Raw genomic sequence first — 20926 nt, forward strand, 5'->3', positions numbered from 1 at the left:
CCCGACATGGAAGAGGTCAAGCATGAGATCGTGATCGTCCGCCGGCGCAGCGCCTTCGCCGAGGAGGCGCATCACGGTGGCGTATGGAAGATCGCCTATGCGGACTTCATGACCGCGATGATGGCTTTCTTCCTGGTCATGTGGCTGCTCAACGCGCTCAACCAGGACCAGAAGCAGGTGGTCGCGAGCTATTTCAACCCGATCAAGCTTGCGGAGAACGCGCCTGCCCCGAAAGGCCTCAAGGATCTTTCCAAGAAGGAGCCGTCGTCGTTCGAAGGGCAGGACGGCAAGCGTCAGCCGGCCGGTCCGAGCGAAGAACGCCGCGGCGATTCCCCGACCGCGGAGAAGCCGCCCTTCTATGAAGAGAAGGTGCTGTTCCGCGATCCCTACGCGACGCTCGCCGAGATCGCGAGCAGCGCGAACCAGGCCTCGGGCCAGCGGCGTGCCGGCGCGCTGACGTCCGCCGAAGAGGATGGCCTCAAGGGCGGCGACGCCTACCGCGATCCGTTTGACCCCGGCTATTGGAAGCTGGCGCCGCAAGCCTCCAGAGACGCGGATCGCATGATCGAGAGCGAGACCAAGCCGAATGCCTCCGCGTCCGCCACCAATCAGGGCGAGCAGCCCGGACGTCGGGCCAAGGCGAACGATGCCGGCGGAAGCGCGGCTTCCAGCGCGGACGCCACGTCCGCAAGCCTGTTGCCCCTGCTGCCCCCGGGGCCCGCGCCGGCGCAATCCCCACGCGAGGGCAGCGCCCAAACCACCGTTCAAGCCAACGCTGCCGCGCAAGCGCGTCAGAGCGAGACGGTGAAGGAAACCGAGCCGCGCGATGCGGCCCAGATCCAGCAGCCGACCCTCAAGCAGCTTCAGTCCGCGATCGCGGACGCGCTGTCGGACATCAAGGCGGGCGCAGGACCGGCGGCCGAGGTGCGTCAGGTCGAGGAGGGCCTCCTGATCAGCCTGACCGACGATGCGAGCTTCGGCATGTTCGCGGTCGGCTCGGCCGAGCCGCGGCCCGAGCTCATCCGCGTGATCGACAAGATCGGGCCGTTGCTGACGAAGCGGCAGGGCATGATCATCGTCCGCGGCCATACCGACAATCGGCCGTATCGCTCGGAGACTTACGACAATTGGCGGCTGTCGACCGCCCGCGCGCAGATGGCCTATTACATGCTGGTTCGCTCCGGCGTCGACGCACAGCGGATCGAGCATGTCGAAGGTTACGCCGATCGGCGGCCGAAGCTTCCGAACGATCCCGCGGCCGCGCAGAATCGCCGGATCGAGATCCTCGTCCGTGAGAAGCGCCCTTGATCAGGCCGCTGCTTTGCGCCGCTCTGCTGCTCCTGCCGTTCACGGCGGCGAACCTGCGGGCTCAGCCCGCGCGCCAGCCGGGCGAGCCCTATGAACTGGTCCGCGCGCTGCAGGCGGTGCAGGACGGCATCGCCAACGGCGACACCGCGGCGCATGGCAGCCACGTCGCGCTGATCCGCCAGATTGGAGAGAAGTTTCTCGCCGCCGATCCCGGCGTGTGGGCCAATCCGCAGAACAGCCAGGCCGTGGTGATCTACCTGCTCAGCGGCGGTGCGCCGCAAATCGTCCGCAAGCTGCCGCGCGACAAGATGAACGTGGACGAGCGGCTGTTCAATGGTGCGCTCGCCTATGTCGAGGGGCGTCAGGAGGAGGCGCGGGAGCTGCTCAAGGACGTCAAGCCGCGGACGATTCCCTCGGGCCTGGGCGGACAGGTCGCGCTGGTCCAGGGCGCATTGTTCGCGCGTGCCGAGGCATCATTCGCGATCGAGCGGCTGGACGACGCGCGCCTGCTTCTGCCCGGAACGCTGGTGGAGGAGGCGGCGCTGCGGCGCGAGATCCTGCTGGTCGGGCAAGCGGAGGACTTCGACAAGTTCGAGTTCCTGACCCTGGCCTATCTCCGCCACTACCGCAACTCGATCTATGCCGGTGATTTCTGGCAGCGCTTCTCCACCGGCCTGACGCAATCGAGCCTGGCGCTCGACGAGCGCCGCTTCGCACGGATCGCAGCCATGCTGGAGAAGATCGAGCGCGCGAGCCGCCTCAAGCTCTATCTCGTGATCGCGCGCGCGGCGATGGTGCGCGGGCAGCTGGCCGTGACGCGGCTTGCCGGCGAGCGGGCGCTGACGCTGAGCGACGACGCCTCTGCCGATCGCGAGCGGGCGCATTTCTTCCGCGGCGCCGCGCGTGCGCTCACCGACGAATATGACGGTGGTCTCGCCGAGCTGAAGGCCCTCGACCGGTCGAAGCTGCCCGAGCGCGACGTCCCGCTTCTGAATGCCACGGTGCAGCTCGCGCTCGACGTGCGCAAGCCGTTCCCGGGCGGAGCGGCCATTGCTGCCGACAAGCCTCCGGCAACGCCGGCGCGTCTCGATCTGGCGTCATCGACCGTGACGCTCGCGCGCGCGCAGAAGCAGCTCGGCGAACTCGAACTCCTCACCAGGGACCGCCGTCCATGACCAAGCTCAGTGGAACATCCGGACAGCTTTTTTCAGGCCTCGCCGAGAGCCTCAACATGCGCGGGACATCGCGGGCGGCAAAGAGCGCCGGCGCCAAATCGCAGGCAAGCGCCTCGTTCAACGATCTGCTTCACACCGTTTCGAACCTCGCCAAGCAGGCTCTGAATGACGGCGGCAGCGACACGGCCGCGAAGGCAGGGCCCCTGCGCGCGCGCCTGACTCATCCGACCGAGAAGGAGAAGGAAGCTACGGCGCACGAGCTCATGGCGGCGCCCGAGCGACCAAGGCCCGCAGAGGAGTCCTCCGACAAGAAGGCCGACAGGCCGTCGGTGAAACAACGGCCGGACGATCATGCCGCCAGGGCGGAGGTTCAGGACCAGTCGGGCATTGCCGTGGCGGTCGCACAGGAGATCGCCGCCGCGCCTGTCGTGAAGCCGCAGATGCAATGGCAATCCGCCGACAGGAACGCGCCCGCGCCCGACGAGCGGTCCCCCGCGACGAAGCGCGAGGTTCAAGGTACGGCGAAGGCGGTGGCCGCCGATAACGCCCTGTCCGGCGACGCTCCGACCGCCACGCGCTCGCAGGCAGCGGCGTCGCAAGCGACGGCCGCGCCGCAATCCTTGCCTGCACAGGATAGTGAACCGTCGCGCGCAATGCCCGCGGCATCCGGCTTCGAGGCGGTCACGGCCAATGTCGAGCGCGCTGCCAAGACTGCCGGGCGTGACGCACTGCCCGAGACGACCAAGGTCACCGTGGTCCAGCAGGAGACCCATCTGCCCCCGGCGCAATTCAACGCCCCGCAGCAGGTCGCCAATGCGGTCGTCGCCGAGCTGAAGGATTCCGCTGCTCCGACGGCGCCGGCAGCGCCCGATCTCGCGGCGTCCCAGACCAATGCGCCGGATCAGCCGCTCAAGATCCTGACCATCAATCTGGAGCCGCCCGCGCTCGGCAACGTCACCGTGCGCCTTCGTCTCGTCGGCACCGAAGTGTCCGTCCATCTCGCGGCCGAGCGCAGGGACACCAGTCAGATGCTGGACCAGCAGCGCGACCAGATCCGCGATCTCATGCAGTCGGCAGGTTATGTGGCCGACGTCGCGCCGGTCCAGCACGGTTCGCTGGACGGATTTCAGAGCGGCTCCGGCCAGTCGCAGCCGCAGCTCTCCAGCCAGCAACAACCCTCGTCGCAGTCGCAAGGAACGTTCGACGGTGCCGGCACGTCGTCGGGGCAGTCCGACGGTGGCGCCAGACAGGCCCGGCAGGAGCGCCAGTCCAACCAGGAGACGCCTCATGACCAGGAATTGGGCCAGCAGAATCGCCGCGGCCCTGTTTATCTGTAACGCTGGCGCCGCGGCAGCGGCGGCGACCGACAACGCGCGCCCCTGCGAGCGCGAGATGGCGCGCGCGGCTCAGCAGCACGGGATTCCGCTCGGCATTCTCTATGCGGTCGGCCTCACTGAGACCGGGCGGCGCGGCGCGCTGCATCCCTTCGCGCTCGGGGCCGACGGCCAGACTGTCTTTGCCAAGGACATGAACGACGCGATGGCGAATTTCGAGGCGATGCGGAGCAAGGGGATCAAGCTGATCGATCTCGGCTGCATGCAGATCAACCATTATTATCACGGCGACAAGTTCGCTTCGGTGCGGACGATGTTCGATCCCGCCAGAAACGTCGACTACGCCGCGCGTTTCCTGAAAGAGCTGAAGCAGCGCGAGGGCAGCTGGACCATGGCGGTCGCGCGCTACAATGCCGGTCCCAACAATCAGCCGGCGCAGAAGCGCTATGTCTGCCACATCGTCGCGCATCTCGTCTCCAGCGGCTTCGGTGCCTGGACAGACAAGGCCCGCTCGTTCTGTCAGCCGAAAGCGACCTGACATGACGGCCTGAAGCAACAAGTGACGGCACGACGACAAGTTGTGCATCGCTCGCAATCATCAGCCCCGCGCAAGCAAGACCCCGCATTGTAGCTGCAACCTACCAAAGGAGCCTCCTTTCATGAGCCTGTATGGTGTTATGCGCACCGGCGTTTCCGGGATGAACGCGCAGTCCAACAAGCTGTCGACGGTCTCGGACAACATTGCCAACGTCAACACGACTGGTTACAAGCGGGCTTCCACCGAGTTCTCCTCGCTGATCCTGAAGAGCGGCTCGGGCAATTACGATTCCGGCGCGGTCGAGACCACGGTCCGCTACGCCATCTCCGACCCCGGCAACTACCACTTCACGACGTCGACGACGGATCTCGCGGTCCAGGGCAACGGCTTCTTCGTGGTGCAGGACGCGAACGGAAACAACTTCCTCACCCGCGCCGGCGCGTTCGTGCCCGACAACACCGGCAACCTCGTCAACACCGCCGGCTTCCAGCTGATGGGCTATAACATCGCGAACGGCGCCGTGCCCAACGTCGCCGCCAACGGCTTCGGCGGTCTCCAGGTCATCAACGTCAACCAGATGGCGCTCCAGGCCGCACCGTCGACCAAGGCGACCGTGGCCGCCAATCTCGATCCGAGCGCCACCGCGATCGCGGCGCCGGCAGGACCCGCCAATTACACGTCGAAGACGTCGATGGTGACCTACGACAACATCGGCAACGCCGTGACGCTCGACGTCTACGCCGCCAAGACGGGCGCCAATACCTGGGATATCCAGGTCTACAACGGCGCCACCGCGCTGACGACGGCCGGCCCCGCGACCACGTTCACCTTCGACGTCTCTGCGACCGGCAAGGGCAAGCTGGCCGCGGCGAGCCCGACGTCGCTCACGGTCGCGATCCCCGGCGGTTCCGCGGCCTTCAATATCGATCTGTCGGCGATGACCCAGGTCGCTGCCTCCTTCGACTTCAAGGCGACGGTCGACGGCAACGCTCCGTCCGCCGTGGAGAAGGTGAATATCGACGACAAGGGTGTCGTCACCGCCGTGCTCAAGAACGGCACCACGCTGCCGAGCTTCCAGATCGCCCTCGCCACCGTGCCGAGCCCGGACCATCTGACACCCGAGGTCGGCAACGTCTATTCGCCCAACCTCGAGTCCGGAAACGTGCAGGTCGGCCTCGCCGGCCAGGGCGGTCTCGGCACCGTCAAGTCCGGCGCGCTGGAAGATTCCAACGTCGATCTCGCGGACGAGCTGACCTCGATGATCGAGGCCCAGCGCGGCTTCACCGCGAACTCGAAATCGTTCCAGACCGGCGCCGACCTGCTCGACGTCGTCGTCAACCTGAAGCGCTGAACAATTCAGCGCTCGTTTCGGGCAAGGGCACGTCATGTCCATTACCGCCGCACTCAACTCCGCCCGCTCCTCGCTGATGGCGTCGGGCATCCAGTCGGCGACGATCTCGCGCAACATCGCCGGGGCCAGCGCCCCCGGCTATTCGCGCAAGCTCACCATGCTGGACAATTTTCCCGGCGCCGGCGTCTATGTCGCGGCGATCCAGCGCGCGGCCTCTTCCGGCCTCTACAGCAACGTCCTGACCGCGACGTCGTCGTCCGCCAAGCAGAGCGTGATCTATGACGGCCTGCAGAAGATCGCGGTCGCGACGGTGGACGATCCCGAGCTCGAACAGTCGCCGACCGCCCAGCTCAACAAGCTGAAGCAGGCGCTGCAGCAATACGCCAATTCCACCGACAATGCGACCCTGGCGCAGGCCGCCGTGACGTCCGCCAAGGACATGGCGACCGCGCTCAACCAGGCCACCAAGACCGTGCAGTCGGTTCGCGAGGGAGCGGACGTCGACATGGCGACGTCGGTCGCGAACATCAACCAGCTGCTGACCCAGTTCGAGACCGTCAATACCGCGATCGTGAAGGGCACGATCACCGGCGACGACGTCACCGACTATCTCGACCAGCGCGACAGCATCGTCGCGACGCTGTCACAGGAGGTCGGCGTCACCATGTCGCTCCGTCCCAATGGCGATGCGGCGCTCTATACCGACAGCGGCGTCGTGCTGTTCGACAAGACGGCGCGCGCCGTGAGCTTTGCGCCGACCAACGCCTACACGGCCGGCACCACAGGCAATGCCGTCTTCATCGACGGCGTTCCGGTGACCGGTGCCAATTCCGTCATGCCGCTCAAGTCCGGCAAGCTCGCCGGCCTTGCCCAGCTGCGGGACCAGGACACGGTGACGTATCAGAGCCAGCTCGACGAAATCGCGCGCGGCCTGATCGATGCCTTCAGGGAGGTCGATCAGTCCGCCAGCGCGCTGCCCGACGTGCCCGGCCTCTTCACCTATCCCGGCGCGCCCGCAATGCCCGCAAGCGCCACCATCTCGGTGGGCCTTGCCGGCACGATCGCGGTCGCTGCATCGGTCGATCCGGCCGCGGGCGGCAACCCCAACCTTCTGCGCGACGGCGCCATCAGCGGCAGCGCCGCCTATAATTACAATACGACCGGCAACGCCGGCTTCTCGACGCGGCTCCATCAGCTCATCGACAACATGAACGCGCCGCAGCCGTTCGACGTCACCGCCCAAGGCAAGCCGAGCGGCAGCGTGATCGAGTTCGCCTCGTCCTCGGCGAGCTGGATCGAAAGCCATCGCAAGGCCGCGGACGACAACGTCAAGTACCAGAACACACTGCTCGACCGCAGCACCGCGGCGCTGTCCAACGTCGCCGGTGTCAATATGGACGACGAGATGTCGTTGATGCTCCAGGTCGAGCGTACCTACTCGGCGTCGTCGAAGATCATTTCGACCGTCGACGAGATGTTGCAGAGCCTGCTGGCCGCCGTGGGGAATTGAGTCATGATGAGCGCGAACTACGTCTCGACCCTGATGCTGTCATCGTCGCTGAGGTCGTCGATCACGAATAATCAGAGCGCGCTGACCAAGGCTTCGAAGGAGGCGACCACCGGCCGGTTCGCCGATGTCGGCCTTGAGCTCGGCACGGCAACGGGCCGCGACGTGGCGCTGCGGGCCGATTTCAACTTCGCCGATCAGCTGGTCGACACCAACGAGCTGGTTTCGGGGCGCCTCGACGTGACCCAGAACCGGATCACCCAGCTCGGCACGACGGCGTCGGAATTCCTCAAGAACCTGATCGCGGCCCGCGATGCAGACAGCGGCGCGAAGATCATCCTGCCGAGCGCGTCCGCGAACCTCCAGGACCTGATCGGCGCGCTCAACGTCTCCTACAACGGGTCGTATCTGTTCGGCGGCATCAACACGCAGACCGTTCCGGTCACGAGCTACACGGCCGGCTCGGCCAGCAAGAACCAGGTCGATGCGGACTTCCTGGCGACGTTCGGCTTCTCGCAGTCCGCGGCAGGCGTCAGCACGATCACGCCGGCGCAGATGCAGAATTTCCTCGACAACGTGCTCGATCCCGAGTTCGCAAGCCCGGCCTGGAACACCAATTGGTCGGCGGCCACGGACCAGACGCTGTCGAGCCGCATCTCCACGACCGAGGTCGTCGACAGCTCGGTCAGCGCCAACCAGCCCGGCTTCCGCAAGCTGGCCGAGGCCTACACCATGCTCACCGATCTCGGCAACACTGGCCTGAGCAAGGCCACGTTCCAGGTCGTCGTCGACAAGGCCATCAGTCTGGTCAGCGGTGCGATTAACGATCTCGCCGTGCTCGGTGGGACCGTCGGCTCGATCCAGCAAAGGGTCACCGGCGCATCCGAGAAGCTGAAGATACAGAAGGACATCCTCAACAACCAGATCGTCCAGATGGAGGCGGTCGACCCGACCGAGGCTTCGGTCCGGGTCAACACCTTGCAGACCCAGATCAAGACGGCGCTCGCGCTCACCTCGCAGCTCCAGCAGATCAGCCTCATCAACTATCTCTAAAGTCCGGTTCGCAACCTTGTCCTGTTATTCGGTCTCCTGCGCAGCGTGGTTCTGATGACGTTTGAAGCCTATGAAGCGGTCGTCGACGAGAGTGGCTTTGAAGCGCGGGGCCGCGAGCGGCAGGCGCTCAGCCTCGGCATCGATCGGCTCGAACGACTCCAGAAGGGGCGCTTCAGCCTCGAGGACCTGGTCGAGAGCCTGCTCTACGTGCGGCGGCTGTGGACGATCTTCATCGAGGATCTCTCGCACCCGGAAAACGGGCTGCCGGACAAGCTGCGCGCCGACATCATCTCGATCGGCCTGTGGGTCGTCAAGGAAGCCGACCGTCTTCGCGAGGAGAGATCGAACGACGTGGTGCAGCTCATCGAAATCAACCGCCTGATCCGAGACGCGCTTTGATGAAAGTCTCATTGCGGGCGGGCGAACGCATCTACATCAACGGCGCGGTGCTTCGCGTGGACCGCAAGGTCTCTGTCGAGCTCGTCAACGACGTGATGTTCCTGCTCGAAGGGCAGGTCATGCAGGCGTCCGACGCCACCACGGCGCTGCGGCAGCTCTATTTCATCGTCCAGCTCATGCTGATGAATCCGACCGACATCCGCGACGCCGCGGCGCTCTACGCGCAGCATCACGCCGCCCTGTGTGCCGTGTGCGAGAGCCGCGAGATGCTGGAGGGCCTCGGCGCGGTCGACGAGCTGGTCCAGGCGACGCGCTACTTCGAGGCGCTCAAGCGGATCCGGGCCCTGTTCCCGGTGGAGCAGGCGATCCTGGCCGGCGCCACCCCCGTTTCCCCCGTCGAGGCTGCCTGATAGCGGAGAGAGACATGAACGTCACCAGCGCGACCGATACGACCGGCAAGTCCGATTTGACCAGCCAGACCACGACGACGTCGAGCAACAGCGTCGACTACAACACGTTTCTTCAGCTCCTGATCGCCGAGATGAAGAACCAGGATCCGACCAATCCGATGGACACCTCGCAATATATGAGCCAGTTCGCCCAGCTCTCGACGGTCGAGCAGGCGATGCAGACGAACTCGAAGCTGGACGCGCTGCTGTCGTCGCAGTCGTTGTCGCAGGCCAACGGCCTGATCGGGAAGACGGTCAGCTTCACCGACTCCACCGGTGCCAGCTTCAGCGGCAAGGTCGTTTCGGTCGCCATCAACAGCGACGGCTCCATCGCGACCCTCCAGGACGGCACCAAGGTCGCGGTCGGGCCCGGGCTCACGATCAGCCAGTCATGAACGAGCGCGACGCTCTCGACATCGTCCAGGCGGCGATCTGGACCATCATCGTCGCCTCCGGGCCCGCGGTCGGCGCCGCGATGCTGGTCGGCACCGTGATCGCGCTGATCCAGGCCCTCACCCAGATCCAGGAGATGACGCTGACCTTCGTTCCGAAGATCATCGTCATTCTGCTGGTCGTTGCCGTCTCCGGTTCCTTCATCGGCGCCCATCTCTCCACTTTCACCGAGATGGTCTATTCGCGGATCGAGCACGGCTTCTGATCCCGCCAGCCCCGGCCACCACCCTCGCGTAAGCTTTGCGCGGCAGATTGCGAACCGGACCCCTCTGCCGGTGACCCATGGCCGATACGTTAGCTGCTAGCCTGCCCAGCCCGCGCCGCCTCGGGGCCGACGCCTTCTTCGCGGCCGGCATCGTGACCATGCTCACGATTCTGTTCCTGCCCATTCCCCCGATCCTGATCGACCTCGGCCTTGCGTTCTCGATCGCGCTGTCGGCGCTGATCCTGATGGTCGCGCTGTGGATTCAGCGGCCGCTCGACTTCTCGGCCTTTCCGACCGTGCTGCTGATCGCGACGATCCTGCGCCTGGCGCTGAACATCGCGACGACGCGCCTGATCCTGTCGCGAGGCGGGGAGGGCGAGCACGCCGCCGGCTACGTCGTCGCCGGCTTCTCGAAGTTCGTCATGGGCGGCGATTTCGTCATCGGCCTGATCATCTTCGCCATCCTGGTCACCGTGAACTTCGTCGTGATCACCAAGGGCGCGACGCGTATCGCCGAGGTCGGCGCCCGCTTTACCCTGGACGCCATTCCCGGCAAGCAGATGGCGATCGACGCGGATTTGTCCGCCGGCCTGATCGACGACAAGGAAGCCCAGCGCCGCCGCCGCGAGCTCGAAGAGGAGAGCGCGTTCTTCGGCGCCATGGACGGTGCCTCGAAATTCGTCCGCGGCGACGCCATCGCCGGCCTCATCATCACCGCGATCAACATCTTCGGCGGCATCGTCATCGGCGTCACCCATCACGGGCTGACCCTGACGCGCGCCGCCGACGTCTATACCAAGCTCTCCGTCGGCGATGGTCTGGTGTCGCAGATGCCGGCGCTGATCGTGTCGCTGTCGGCGGGCCTGCTGGTCTCCAAGGGCGGCACCCGGGGGTCGGCGGAGCAGGCGGTGCTGCGGCAGCTCGGCGGCTATCCGCGCGCGGTGTCGGCCGCCGCCCTGATGATGTTCGTGCTCGCCCTGATGCCGGGCCTGCCGATGGCGCCCTTCGTGCTGCTCGGCGGTGTCATGGCCTTCGTCGGCTATACGCTGCCGAGGCGGCAGGCCGCCCGGGAGCGGAAGGAGGCGGCCCTTAAGGCCGACGAGCGCGCCCAGACCGAGGCCAAGGAATCCGTCAAGGAGCAGCTCAAGACCGCCGAGATCGAGCTGGCGCTCGGCGGCCACCTTTCGGTCCATCTCTTGGGCTCGCGCACCGAGCTCGCGCACCGCGTGGCCAAGATCCGCAAGAAGTTCGCCAAGCAGTACGGCTTCGTCATTCCCGAGATCAAGCTCACCGACAATCTCTCGATCGATCCCAAGGGCTACCAGATCCGGATCCACGACACCCGCGTCGCCCATGGCGAGCTCAGGCTCGGCGAGGTGCTGGTGCTGGTCGACAAGGACGGCAAGCCCGACGTGCCGGGCGAGGAGGTGATCGAGCCCGCTTTCGGCATGAAGGCGCTGTGGGTGACCGAAGCCTTCACCGACGAGGTCAAGCGGCAGGGCTGCAAGCCGGTCGACAACCTGTCGGTGCTGCTCACGCACTTGAGCGAAGTGATCAGGGCGAACCTCGCCCAGCTCTTGTCCTACAAGGACATGCGCGCGCTGCTGGACCGGCTCGATCCCGAGTATAAGCGCCTGGTCGAGGACCTCTGCCCGTCGCAGATCTCCTATTCGGGTCTGCTGGCGATCCTGAAGATCCTGCTGGCCGAGCGGATCTCCATTCGCAACCTCCACCTCATCCTCGAGGCGATCGCCGAGATCGCGCCCCACGTGCGGCGCTCCGAGCAGGTTGCCGAGCACGTGCGGATGCGGCTTGCCCAGCAGATCTGCGGCGACCTCTCCGACAACGGCGTGCTCAACGTCGTCCGTCTCGGCAATCGCTGGGACCTCGCATTCCACCAGAGCCTGAAGCGCGACGCCAAGGGCGACGTCGTCGAGTTCGACGCCGATCCGCGCCTGATCGAGCAGTTCGCGACCGAAGCCAGCGCTGCGATCCGCAAGTTCACCGAGAGCGGCACCAGCGTGGTGCTGGCGGTGACGCCCGAAGCGCGTCCCTATGTCCGGATGATCCTGGAGCGGGTGTTCCCGACATTGCCGGTGCTGTCGCATGTCGAGGTCGCGCGCAGTGCCGAGATCCGGGCACTCGGAGCCATCTCGTGATCTCTGGCCTCGCCGACAGCGTGCTGGTGACGTTCATCGTGTTCTGCCGCATCGGCGCCTGCCTGATGCTGGTGCCCGGCTATTCCAGCGTCAACGTTCCGGCTCAGGTCCGCCTGTTCGTCGCGCTGGTCACGACCTTTGCGCTGGCGCCGATCCTGATCGCGGTGCTGAAGCCCCTCACGGACAACGCGGCGCCGCTGACGCTGGCGCTCCTGATCTGCTCCGAGCTGCTGGTCGGCAGCGTCATCGGGCTCGGCGGGCGGGTGTTCTTCCTCGCGCTCCAGACCATGGCGACCGTGATGGCGAGCGCGATCGGCCTCAGCAACATCCCGGGCACGCCGGTCGGCGACACCGATCCGGCGCCGGCGCTGGTGCCGCTGATCATGGCGGCCGTCACCACGCTGTTTTTCATGACCGACCAGCACTGGCAGGTCCTGCGTGGGTTGATGAATTCCTACGACGTCTGGCATCCCGGTGACAGGCTCGGCGGCAGCATGGCGCTCGACCAGCTCGTCGGTCGCCTGTCGGAGGCGTTCGTGCTGACGCTGCGGATCACCAGCCCCTTCATCGTCTATTCCGTGATCGTCAACCTGGCGGTCGGCCTGATCAACAAGTTGACGCCGGCGATCCCGGTCTATTTCATCTCCGTGCCATTCGTGCTGTTCGGGGGCTTCCTGCTGCTCTACCTCACCAGCGACGAACTGCTGACGCAATTCATGCTCGGCGTCTCGTCGTGGCTTGCGGAGTGAGCGGTGGTGACGTCGCGCGCGGACAAGCTCGGCCGGATGGTCTCGCTGGTGAAGCTCCAGCTCCGGCTGTCCGAATGGCAGCTTGCGCAGTTGCGGCAGCAGGAGCGCAGCCTGCAGGACGAACAGGAATGGCTGGTGGGAGCCTTGAACGACGGCAAGCCGCCGGCGGGCTCGTCGAGCGAATCGATCGCGCGGCGCTTGAACAGGACGAGCGTCGGTGCGCGCGCGGTGCAGACGCAGGCCGCACAGCAGCTCGATCAGGTCCGCGCCGAGAACCGCCGCGTGAAGCAGCTCGAGCAGGTCGCGAAGGCGGCGCTGGCCGACAAGCTCCGCGACGCGGAGAAGCGGGCTCTCGAGGAAATGACGGGACCAAGCCCCGCCGTGCGCGCGTGGACGCCACGGCCAGCCAACCGGAACAAGACATGATCGTGACAGCGACGCCAGACCTCGTTCTCGACGTCCTCGAGGCCGCCGATCCCGTGACGCAGCGCGCGGCGACCGCGAAGCTCGATGCGCTGAAATCTTCCGATGCCGACTTCGCCGCCACGATGGATGCCGAGGCCGGCAAGGCGGCCGTCGCCGGGCAACCCGCAACAAAGGCGGCCGAGGTGCAGTCGGACGCGTTGAACGGGGAGCCGGTTCGGGTGATCAAGGCGCCGGCGTCCGGCGAGGTCTATCGGAAGTTCGAGGCTTTCATCCTCCAGAGTTTCGTCGAGACGATGTTGCCGAAGGAATCGGAGGAGGTCTTCGGCAAGGGCACGGCCGGCGGCGTCTGGAAGTCGATGCTGGCGGAGCAGCTCGGCAACCAGCTGGCAAAGGGCAAGGGCATCGGCATCGCCGAGCGGCTCGCCGCCGCGCATCCGCCGGCACCGAGCACGCCAGGCAAGGCCGGATGACGATTCGAAGAATAAGTGACACACGTTGAGGGGTGAATTTCCTATGCAGGCACAAGACGGCGCGGCGGCCATGGTGATCGAACAGCCGGTCGCGGATATCGAGGTGATCGCGACGGAGGCGGCGGCAGACGATGCGCTGCTGCCCGTGTTGCTGCCGGTCGCGAGCAGCGAGGCCGTGGTCGACGGCGCCGACGCGGCGAGGTCGGACGAGGTGCGCGGCCTGCTGTCTGCGATCCGCCGGCTCGAGAGCATCGTCGAAGAGGAGACGGCCGCGCTCACGGCGGGCCAAAAGATCGATTTCGACGACTTCAGCGCGCGCAAGAGCCGGAGCATGCTCGAATTCGTCCGCCTGATGCGGGCGCGGATGCATCTCGGCGGCGAAATCGAGGTCACCGAAGAGATTCAGCGGCTGCGCGAGAAACTCGAGCGCAATCGCTCGATCCTCGAAATGCACTACGACGCGGTGCGCGAGGTCGCCGGCATCATCGTCAGGGCGATCAAGGAGGCCGAGTCGGACGGCACCTATACCGGTCGTGCAGCGCAGGACGGAACATGATCAGACTGGTGCTGGCCGGGCTCTGGGTATGCATCCTCACCGCAGGCACGAGCTATGCGGTGGCCTATTGGAAGGAAAACGGCAGCCTGCTGCCGGCAAAGGACGAATATCTCGATGGGCTGCAATACCAGAAGACGCGGGCACTGAGCGTGCCCATGGTCGAGAACGGCAACGTGCAGGGCTATATCGTCGCGCGCTTCGTCTACACCGTGGAGGCGCGGACGATGCACCAGCTCAACGTTCCGCCGGAGCCGTTCGTCGTCGACGAGGCCTTCCGCAGGATCTATGCCGACGACCGTCTCGACTTCAGGAAGCTCGCCCGTTACGACCTCTCGATCCTGACCACGGCCATCAAGCAGCGCGTCAACGAGCGGATGCAGGCTGACATCGTCCAGGACGTCCTCGTCGAGGACTTCAACTACGTCTCCAAGGAGGAATTCCAGCAGAAGCCGTAGCGCGCGACGACCCCAAGTCGGCTCGCGCCGGGCCGACACAGCGATATTCTCTCCGTTCCCGACGCCCTTGTGGGAGCAATCGCATAGGGAATCGACTTCCGCTGTTGCCATCCTTCGAGACGCCCGCCGTTGGCGGGCCCTCAGGATGAGGATCGAGTGCGCGGCTGTCGTTTCAACAGGCACCGACGCCGATTAGCCTCATCCTGAGGAGGCGCGTCAGCGCCGTCTCGAAGGACGAGGCGTGCGCTCAGGTCACCGCTTTGCAATGCCGGCCTTATGGAGAAGGAAAGGCGCCGTCATCGCGGCTCAGCAGGGCTCATCCGATTGTCGCCGCCGCCAAACGTGCAACGCCCTCCGCGAAGGTGTTTCGCGGAGGCCGTTGCTGGTCCGGAGGCCGCCTCAGTTGCCGGCGGGGTAGGCTGCCGCGACGGCATGCGTCCTGTTCAGGAGGATGCCGACCTCGTCGAGCTCCTGCTCCGGCTCCTCCATCGTGTCGCCGGCGGGGATGTCGAGGCGGTAGCCGACATAGCGGCGGGCCACGATCGCGTCGAAGCCGAGGCGGTCGCGGAGCTTCTTGCGCAGCTTGCTGACGTGACTCTCGATCACGCTTTCGTCGAAGGTGGACTCGAAGATGCCGTAGACCGCGTTGAAGATCTGCGTCTTGGTGATCCACTTGCCGTGGTTGCTGACCATATATTCGAGAATGCGCAGTTCGCGGCGGGGCAGGGTGAGGGCGTGGCCCGCGATCTCGGGGTCGCGGCCGTTGAAGAAGACCTGGATCCTGGTCTCGCAGGGCCTGGGCAGCTCGCCCACCCGGCGGCGCGCGATCGCGGCCGTTCGGGCCAGGATCTCACGGAGGTGAACCGGCACATGCACGACATCGTCGACGCCAGATTCGAACAGCTCCAGCGTGTTCTTGAGCATCTTCTGGCCGCTCACGGCGATGATGGGAGCCGAGGAACGCTTGCGCATGGCCCGCGGCAGGCTTGCGCGGCCGTCGCAATCCCCGAGGAGGAAGGCATCGACCGCCGCCAGATCCGATTCGCTCGCGGATTGCAGCCAGTCCCAGAATTCCCCGCAGGAGAATCCGATCGAGGATACGCCCTCGCGAACGAGCCCTCCGACGTAGCTGTTCGCGACGCTCTCGCGATCATCAACGATAATATACATCAGTCTTTCGCCCCTGTTTCGCACTTGTTGCGGCCGGCTGGTTGTTGTGATGCCCCGGCTCGGCAACGTGCTGTTTGACGACATTCCTTCCCGCGAACCGTTGCTATGGTTTCGACATTCGCGGGCAGCCCTACGCCTTCAGTGCCTGCGTCTCGCAGGCCTGCTACTTCGACTCGATACTGAACGCTTACTGGGTGAGGCCCGGCGGGCGTCTTACGGACGCCTCGCGGAGCGGATTGAGAAGCGACTTAGAACAGTTGCGCCAGGTTGCTCATTGCGTCCGAACGCCACTGACTGTGTCGATCTCCTCGCCAACTGGCGAGAATCACTTGACTAGGACCGTAACAATTGCCGATTCCCGATCAAGCGTGCGTAATAAAGCGATTGCTACGTGTGCTTGATGCTGTTGATTTGTGTCGGGTTGTTTCTTGATATATTCAATCGCATCAGTTGATTTGGAAGCTGAACTAGTTTTGCACCGTGACGGTTCTAAAGTTCCGTATCCCCGTACAATTACAGCTATTTCGGGTGGTGCTGCGGCTCAGGTAGACCGAGGGTTTTTCAACCCGGGATTGACTCGCATCCGCGCTTTTCCACATGCGGCCATTCGACTCATGTACGGCGGCGCGACTCAGCTTGGCGAAATCTTGGCGAGGGTGTGTCTTTCGAGTCGCACTCTCGCCACGTGCGTGACGCGGTTGTTGCCTCGTGATGTCGCCGCGCGCGCGATGAAGATCTTCCGATACGCACGTTTCAGGCAAGCTTCGACAAATAACGTCACCATTCGACAGATCGAACCGAACGGAGCATTTTCACATGTTGTCCGATGGACAAGCTCGTCCCGACGCGACCGCTGATGTTTTCGCGACGGCGAAGCCGGCTCCCGATCCGCGCGATGCAAAGGACAATACGGCGCGAGCGACCAGGCCTGCTGCGGGCGCAAAGCGTGCGTCGGCCGCGGCGAGCGATGAAGCTCTCGCCAAGGAGGCGCTCGAGGGACTTAAACGTATTCGCGCCAAAGCGCGTCTCGACAAGATGGCGATACCCAAGCCTGCGCCGACCGTGATCAAGCCGGCCGTGATCGTGGCCAAGCCCCCGCCGCCCCGGCCGCCATGGGTTGCACCGCTCGCGACATTGGCAGTCGCAGCCATGCTTGTGGTCTGCGCCTGCACCGGCGTGATCGCCTATCTCGCCACGCAGCCCGCGCAGAACAACGTCGCGGCCAGTACGGAGATCCGGATCCTGCGCGAGACGGTCGCACAGCTGCGCAAGCAGGTGTCGGGCGTGTCGGAAAATCTCGACGGCCTCCGCACCGCAGTCGATCAATCGAGCAAGGCAACCAATGATCGGTTCGGCAGGTTCGCCGAGAACCTGGATCGCATCGAGCGGGTAAGCTCGTCCTCGACGGTCAAGCTCGACAAGCTCGCCCAAGGACAAGCTCAGGCGCAGGTCCAGGCGCCGGCACCGGCAATGGTGCAGTCGCAGCCCTCGTCACAGCAAGGACCGATGATGGCCTCGGTCGCAGCGCCCGAGTTCACGGGCTCGGTGTCTCCGTCCGAGCGCGTGTCGGCGCCGCGCAAGGTGATCAAGGGTTGGTCGGTCCGTCAGGCCTACGAAGGAATTGCCATCCTGCAGAGTCCGAACGGCGTCATCGAAGCCGTGCTGGGACAGCAGGTGCCCGGCCTTGGCCGCATCGAGGAGATCAGGAACGAGAATGGGCGCCTGGTGGTGGAGACCAGCGGGGGCGTCGTCTATTCGTCACGCAAGGCGACGCCCTGAAGGCCGCCTTCTATTGGCGGTGATGCTCGAAGCTGGTGCACAGCAGATCGACCTCCGCCTCCGCGATCGGCGAGCGGAACAGGCGGCAGCTGAACTCGGCCGTCGCCTTGCTGTCCGTGGTGGTGCGCTCTTCCCGGAGGAAGATGCATCGCTTGCAGACGTCGGTGTGGTGCCGCTGCTCGGCCGTGTCCGACTGATCCAGCACGTGCCGGAACGTGTCGCGGAAGCGGATCTTGACCTCGTCGTCGAGCCCGGCAATCGCCTCGACCAGAACGTTGACGGGATCGCGCACCAGGAATTTCTTGCCCTGCTGCGTCACGCTCAGCATCACCGAGCGCTTGTCGGTGGCTGAGCGTTTCCGCTCGAGATAACCGAGCCGCTCGAGCTCCCCGATGATGAAGGATGCGGTGCCGCGCGTGGTGCCGACATAACTTGCGAGCGCCGAAGGCGTCCGGGAGAAGCGGTTGGCGCGGGAGAGAAACCGCAGCGCCATCCACTCGCGGTCGCGCAAGCCGTGCTTGGTGCCTTCGAACCACAAGATGCGTGCGACCTGCTCCAACAGTTCAATCGATTCGCGAGCCAAATTCATTTCAATTCCAGGTCGGATAAAGCTTTATTCAATTGAGCCTTTTGTAGCGCAATCGGAGTGGACGAGATGAAGTCCCGCCTCGCCGTCCGTCCGTTGCCGGATGTGCACCGTGCGCGGGGTAGAAGCTCGCCATTGGAACTTCCGGCCGTGGAACTAGGACGTCACAAAGAAAGTTCGAGTAAATCGCACGGCTCAAGTCCTTTGAAAATTTCAATCAAATGACGGCGGCTGGCACGTGATCTGGCGGTCATGCGTGATGTGCGAGCAACATGATGCGTCTTTGCGGCCATCGCAGTGCCCATTTGTTGCAGTTGAGCACGTGGAATGCGCGAGCATCTGCATCGCCGGCGGTCCCCGGCCATGTGATCAGCCGGGAGAGAACCGTCTTTTTCGGTTAACGGATGTTGCGGCGCAACGCAGCTGGACGGTTAAGTCCGGCACGCTAGTCTCGCAGGCGCAGGCAGGGTTCAGGAAGTGATGCTGAATTTCGAGGGCGGCCCAGGTGGCCGCCCTTCTCCGTCAAAATGGCGCAGGTCTCACTTCGTCATCGCGCCATAGACGATGTCCTGCACTTGCTCGCGGTAGTATTTCCTGAGCTCGCCCGGCGCCGCCGTTCCGACCACGACGACGAGACGCTCCCTGGGATCGCAGAAGAACTGCGTTCCGTAGGCACCGTTCCAGGTAAACTCGCCGGGGTTGCCGGGGACCGATGACAGCCCCTCGCTGGTCCGGACCGCGACCGAAAGGCCGAAGCCGAAGCCGGCACGATGCGGCTCGACATTGGCCACGTTGTTCTTGATCTCGGGACCGAGATGGTTGGCCGTCATGTGATGCACGGTCTTCGGGGAAAGGATGCGCTGGCCGTCGAGTTCGCCGCCGTTGAGCAGCATCTGGCCGAAGCGGAGGTAGTCGCCGATCGTGGCGAACGCGCAGGCGCCGCCGCAATCGAACCTGGTCGGCGTGTCCAGGAGCTTGATGGCTTGCGGCTTGCCGGTCAGCGGATCCTTGGCGAAGGGGCGGGCGAGGCGAGGGCGCTGCGCATCGGTCGGGTGGAAGGTCGCGTCCTTCATGCCGAGCGGCTGCCAGACATTGGCCGCGAGATAGTCGCCGAGCTTCTGCTCGCTCACCTTCTCGACGACCGCGCCGAGCACGTCGATCGAAAAGCCGTATTCGAACGCGGTCGAGGGCTGGTGCGCCAGCGGCAGCTTGGTGATGCGGTCGATGAAGGCCTGGGTGTCGCCTTCGATCGCCGGAGCAATGCCGTCAGGATATTGCCGCGCCACCGGGCTCGATGAGTCCGGCCGGCCGCCATACATCAATCCGGACGTGTGCCGATAGAGATCGTGGATGAAGATCGGCGAGGCCTGGGGCTCGAGCTTGAGCGAACCGTTGGTCTCGGTCACGCCGACCTTCATGTCGGCGAAGCCGGGATAGTAATTGGACAGCTTGGCCTGGAGCGGCAGCCGCCCCTGCTCCATCAGCGTCAGGCCCGCGACTGCCGCCATCGGCTTGGTCATCGAGGCCAGCGCGAAGATCGCATCGACCGGCATCGGCGTGCCCTTGTCCGGATCGAGCAGGCCGTAGGCCTTGTAGTGCACCAGCTTGCCGTCCCGCGCCACGGCGACGACGGCGCCGGGCACGCGCTTGGCGGCGATCTCGCCCGCGAAGAAATTGTCGAGGCGTGCCAGGCCCTGCTTGGAAAAGCCGACGTCGTCGGGATTGGCTTCGGGCAGTGGTGCGGCGCTGGCCGTGCCGTATGCGATGACGGCAGCCGCCGTCGCGATCATGGCGATCGTCTTGATCATTGCGTCCTCCCAGGCGAGCTCGTTATGCGGTGGCTCGCTGGAGGCCTAGATCACGTCCGCATCGACGCGAAGTCAAGCACGGGCGGGGCATGACTGGGGCGCCAGGAATGCCGGAGCGCTATCGTCCTTCGCCCGCGCGCCACAGCGCATCGAGGCCGTGCCGATAGGTCGGGTGGGCAAGCGCGACGCCGAGCTCGCGCTTCAATGTCGCGTTGGAGACACGGGCGCTGCTGGCATAGAAGCTGCGGGCCATCGGCGACAACTCGGCCGTCGCGAACGCCTCTTCCGGCGGAGGCGCAACGCCCATCAGCTTCGCGGCATAGGCGATCACGTCCTGCGGCGGCGCAGGCTCGTCGTCGCAGACGTTCCAGGTGCCGCCACTTCCATGTCCTATGGCGGCCATGATTGCACTGGCGATGTCTTCCACATGGATGCGGTTGAAGACCTGACCGGGCTTGATGATGCGCCGCGCCGTTCCCGCGCGCAGCGTTGCCAGTGCGTTGCGGCTGGGACCATAGATGCCGGCAAGCCGCAGGATCGCGGCATTGCCGTGCGCCACGTCCATCCAGGCCTGCTCGGCGGCAACCCGCAGGCGCGCACGGTCGAGCGTGGCCTGTGGCGGGGTGCTCTCGTCGACCCAGCCGCCGCCATGATCGCCATAGACGCCGATGGTGGAGAGATAGACGATCTTGCGCCGGCCCGCCGCCAGCACGTCGCCGAACGCTGCGATGGCGGGATCGCCGGTGCTGCCAGGCGGGATCGACACCAGAAGCACGTCGGCGTCGCGCACCTGCTCGACCGTCTCGCGCGACGGAGGGCTGCCGCAGAAGGCGTGGAGCTCGATGCCGGCGAGGTCGTTCCGCTGCGCTGGATCGCGCACGGTGCCGGCGAGATGCGAGAAGCCGCCGCCGTGTTTGCGGACGAAATGCAAGGCGCTGTAGCCGAGGCCGAGAATGAAGAGCCGCATGCGTCTCCCGCGAAAGGTCAAAGTTCCCG

The 20926-nt window shown here is 65.2% G+C and carries 22 protein-coding genes; 18 read left to right on the forward strand and 4 right to left on the reverse strand.

Features of this window, described 5'->3' with window-relative positions; all coding sequences use genetic code 11:
- The first annotated feature begins 6 nt into the window (after positions 1-6).
- The 17 genes from D6B98_RS00715 to D6B98_RS00795 all read left to right on the forward strand — a co-directional run bounded on the left by D6B98_RS00715 (position 7) and on the right by D6B98_RS00795 (position 14587).
- The gene (locus D6B98_RS00715) at positions 7-1308 is read left to right on the forward strand and encodes a MotB family protein (RefSeq protein WP_126255040.1); all 1302 of its coding nucleotides are present in this window, start codon (positions 7-9) and stop codon (positions 1306-1308) included.
- Positions 1305-2483 (forward strand): chemotaxis protein, encoded by a 1179-nt coding sequence (locus tag D6B98_RS00720; protein ID WP_126255041.1) that lies wholly within the window; start codon positions 1305-1307, stop codon positions 2481-2483. The genes D6B98_RS00715 and D6B98_RS00720 overlap by 4 nt, the downstream gene beginning before the upstream one ends.
- Positions 2480-3820: a flagellar hook-length control protein FliK gene (fliK, locus tag D6B98_RS00725; RefSeq protein WP_126255042.1), complete on the forward strand. Its 1341-nt coding sequence runs from the start codon at positions 2480-2482 to the stop codon at positions 3818-3820. Before D6B98_RS00720 ends, fliK begins: the two co-directional genes overlap by 4 nt.
- Entirely contained in the window at positions 3771-4355 is a 585-nt protein-coding gene (locus D6B98_RS00730; RefSeq protein ID WP_126255043.1) for a transglycosylase SLT domain-containing protein, read from the forward strand. Before fliK ends, D6B98_RS00730 begins: the two co-directional genes overlap by 50 nt.
- 121 nt (positions 4356-4476) lie before the next feature.
- Positions 4477-5706 (forward strand): flagellar hook protein FlgE, encoded by a 1230-nt coding sequence (locus tag D6B98_RS00735; protein ID WP_126255044.1) that lies wholly within the window; start codon positions 4477-4479, stop codon positions 5704-5706.
- 34 nt (positions 5707-5740) lie between these two features.
- Positions 5741-7216 (forward strand): flagellar hook-associated protein FlgK, encoded by a 1476-nt coding sequence (flgK, locus tag D6B98_RS00740; protein ID WP_126255045.1) that lies wholly within the window; start codon positions 5741-5743, stop codon positions 7214-7216.
- A gap of 3 nt (positions 7217-7219) precedes the next feature.
- Positions 7220-8266, forward strand: coding sequence for a flagellar hook-associated family protein (locus D6B98_RS00745; protein ID WP_126255046.1), 1047 nt, complete (start codon positions 7220-7222; stop codon positions 8264-8266).
- A gap of 54 nt (positions 8267-8320) precedes the next feature.
- Positions 8321-8665 (forward strand): flagellar biosynthesis regulator FlaF, encoded by a 345-nt coding sequence (flaF, locus tag D6B98_RS00750; RefSeq protein ID WP_164718296.1) that lies wholly within the window; start codon positions 8321-8323, stop codon positions 8663-8665.
- Positions 8665-9075: a flagellar biosynthesis repressor FlbT gene (gene flbT, locus D6B98_RS00755; protein ID WP_126255048.1), complete on the forward strand. Its 411-nt coding sequence runs from the start codon at positions 8665-8667 to the stop codon at positions 9073-9075. Before flaF ends, flbT begins: the two co-directional genes overlap by 1 nt.
- Positions 9076-9089: 14 nt before the next feature.
- The gene (gene flgD / locus D6B98_RS00760) at positions 9090-9509 is read left to right on the forward strand and encodes a flagellar hook assembly protein FlgD (protein WP_126255049.1); all 420 of its coding nucleotides are present in this window, start codon (positions 9090-9092) and stop codon (positions 9507-9509) included.
- On the forward strand, positions 9506-9772 hold the full coding sequence (gene fliQ, locus D6B98_RS00765; protein WP_126255050.1) for a flagellar biosynthesis protein FliQ: 267 nt from the start codon (positions 9506-9508) through the stop codon (positions 9770-9772). Before flgD ends, fliQ begins: the two co-directional genes overlap by 4 nt.
- 77 nt (positions 9773-9849) lie before the next feature.
- Positions 9850-11931, forward strand: a complete 2082-nt coding sequence (gene flhA, locus D6B98_RS00770) for a flagellar biosynthesis protein FlhA (RefSeq protein ID WP_126255051.1) — start codon at positions 9850-9852, stop codon at positions 11929-11931.
- Positions 11928-12680: a flagellar biosynthesis protein FliR gene (gene fliR / locus D6B98_RS00775; protein WP_126255052.1), complete on the forward strand. Its 753-nt coding sequence runs from the start codon at positions 11928-11930 to the stop codon at positions 12678-12680. The genes flhA and fliR overlap by 4 nt, the downstream gene beginning before the upstream one ends.
- A 6-nt stretch (positions 12681-12686) precedes the next feature.
- Positions 12687-13106, forward strand: coding sequence for a hypothetical protein (locus D6B98_RS00780; protein ID WP_126255053.1), 420 nt, complete (start codon positions 12687-12689; stop codon positions 13104-13106).
- Positions 13103-13576: a rod-binding protein gene (locus D6B98_RS00785; RefSeq protein WP_164718297.1), complete on the forward strand. Its 474-nt coding sequence runs from the start codon at positions 13103-13105 to the stop codon at positions 13574-13576. Before D6B98_RS00780 ends, D6B98_RS00785 begins: the two co-directional genes overlap by 4 nt.
- A 43-nt stretch (positions 13577-13619) precedes the next feature.
- Positions 13620-14132, forward strand: a complete 513-nt coding sequence (locus D6B98_RS00790) for a flagellar biosynthesis protein FlgN (protein WP_126255055.1) — start codon at positions 13620-13622, stop codon at positions 14130-14132.
- Entirely contained in the window at positions 14129-14587 is a 459-nt protein-coding gene (locus D6B98_RS00795) for a hypothetical protein (RefSeq protein ID WP_126255056.1), read from the forward strand. Before D6B98_RS00790 ends, D6B98_RS00795 begins: the two co-directional genes overlap by 4 nt.
- Before the next feature lie 399 nt (positions 14588-14986).
- Here the strand turns inward: D6B98_RS00795 and D6B98_RS00800 are convergent, their stop codons facing one another.
- Positions 14987-15757, reverse strand: a complete 771-nt coding sequence (locus tag D6B98_RS00800) for a winged helix-turn-helix transcriptional regulator (RefSeq protein WP_164718298.1) — start codon at positions 15755-15757, stop codon at positions 14987-14989.
- Between the two features lie 816 nt (positions 15758-16573).
- Between D6B98_RS00800 and D6B98_RS00810 the strand changes: the two genes are divergently transcribed.
- Positions 16574-17536 carry a hypothetical protein gene (locus D6B98_RS00810; protein WP_126255058.1) on the forward strand — a complete coding sequence of 321 codons (963 nt, stop codon included), beginning with the start codon at positions 16574-16576 and terminating at the stop codon, positions 17534-17536.
- A gap of 10 nt (positions 17537-17546) precedes the next feature.
- On the opposite strand, the gene D6B98_RS00815 is transcribed toward D6B98_RS00810, so the two are convergent.
- The 3 genes from D6B98_RS00815 to D6B98_RS00825 all read right to left on the reverse strand — a co-directional run bounded on the left by D6B98_RS00815 (position 17547) and on the right by D6B98_RS00825 (position 20897).
- Positions 17547-18125 (reverse strand): MarR family winged helix-turn-helix transcriptional regulator, encoded by a 579-nt coding sequence (locus D6B98_RS00815; protein ID WP_126255059.1) that lies wholly within the window; start codon positions 18123-18125, stop codon positions 17547-17549.
- Between the two features lie 536 nt (positions 18126-18661).
- Positions 18662-19930 carry a serine hydrolase domain-containing protein gene (locus D6B98_RS00820; RefSeq protein WP_126255060.1) on the reverse strand — a complete coding sequence of 423 codons (1269 nt, stop codon included), beginning with the start codon at positions 19928-19930 and terminating at the stop codon, positions 18662-18664.
- A gap of 118 nt (positions 19931-20048) precedes the next feature.
- A complete protein-coding gene (locus D6B98_RS00825) occupies positions 20049-20897 on the reverse strand; it encodes an SDR family oxidoreductase (protein WP_126255061.1) in 849 nt (282 codons plus the stop codon).
- Between the last annotated feature and the right edge of the window lie 29 nt (positions 20898-20926).

The organism is Bradyrhizobium sp. LVM 105 (genome assembly GCF_003957705.1).
Taxonomy (GTDB): domain Bacteria; phylum Pseudomonadota; class Alphaproteobacteria; order Rhizobiales; family Xanthobacteraceae; genus Bradyrhizobium; species Bradyrhizobium frederickii.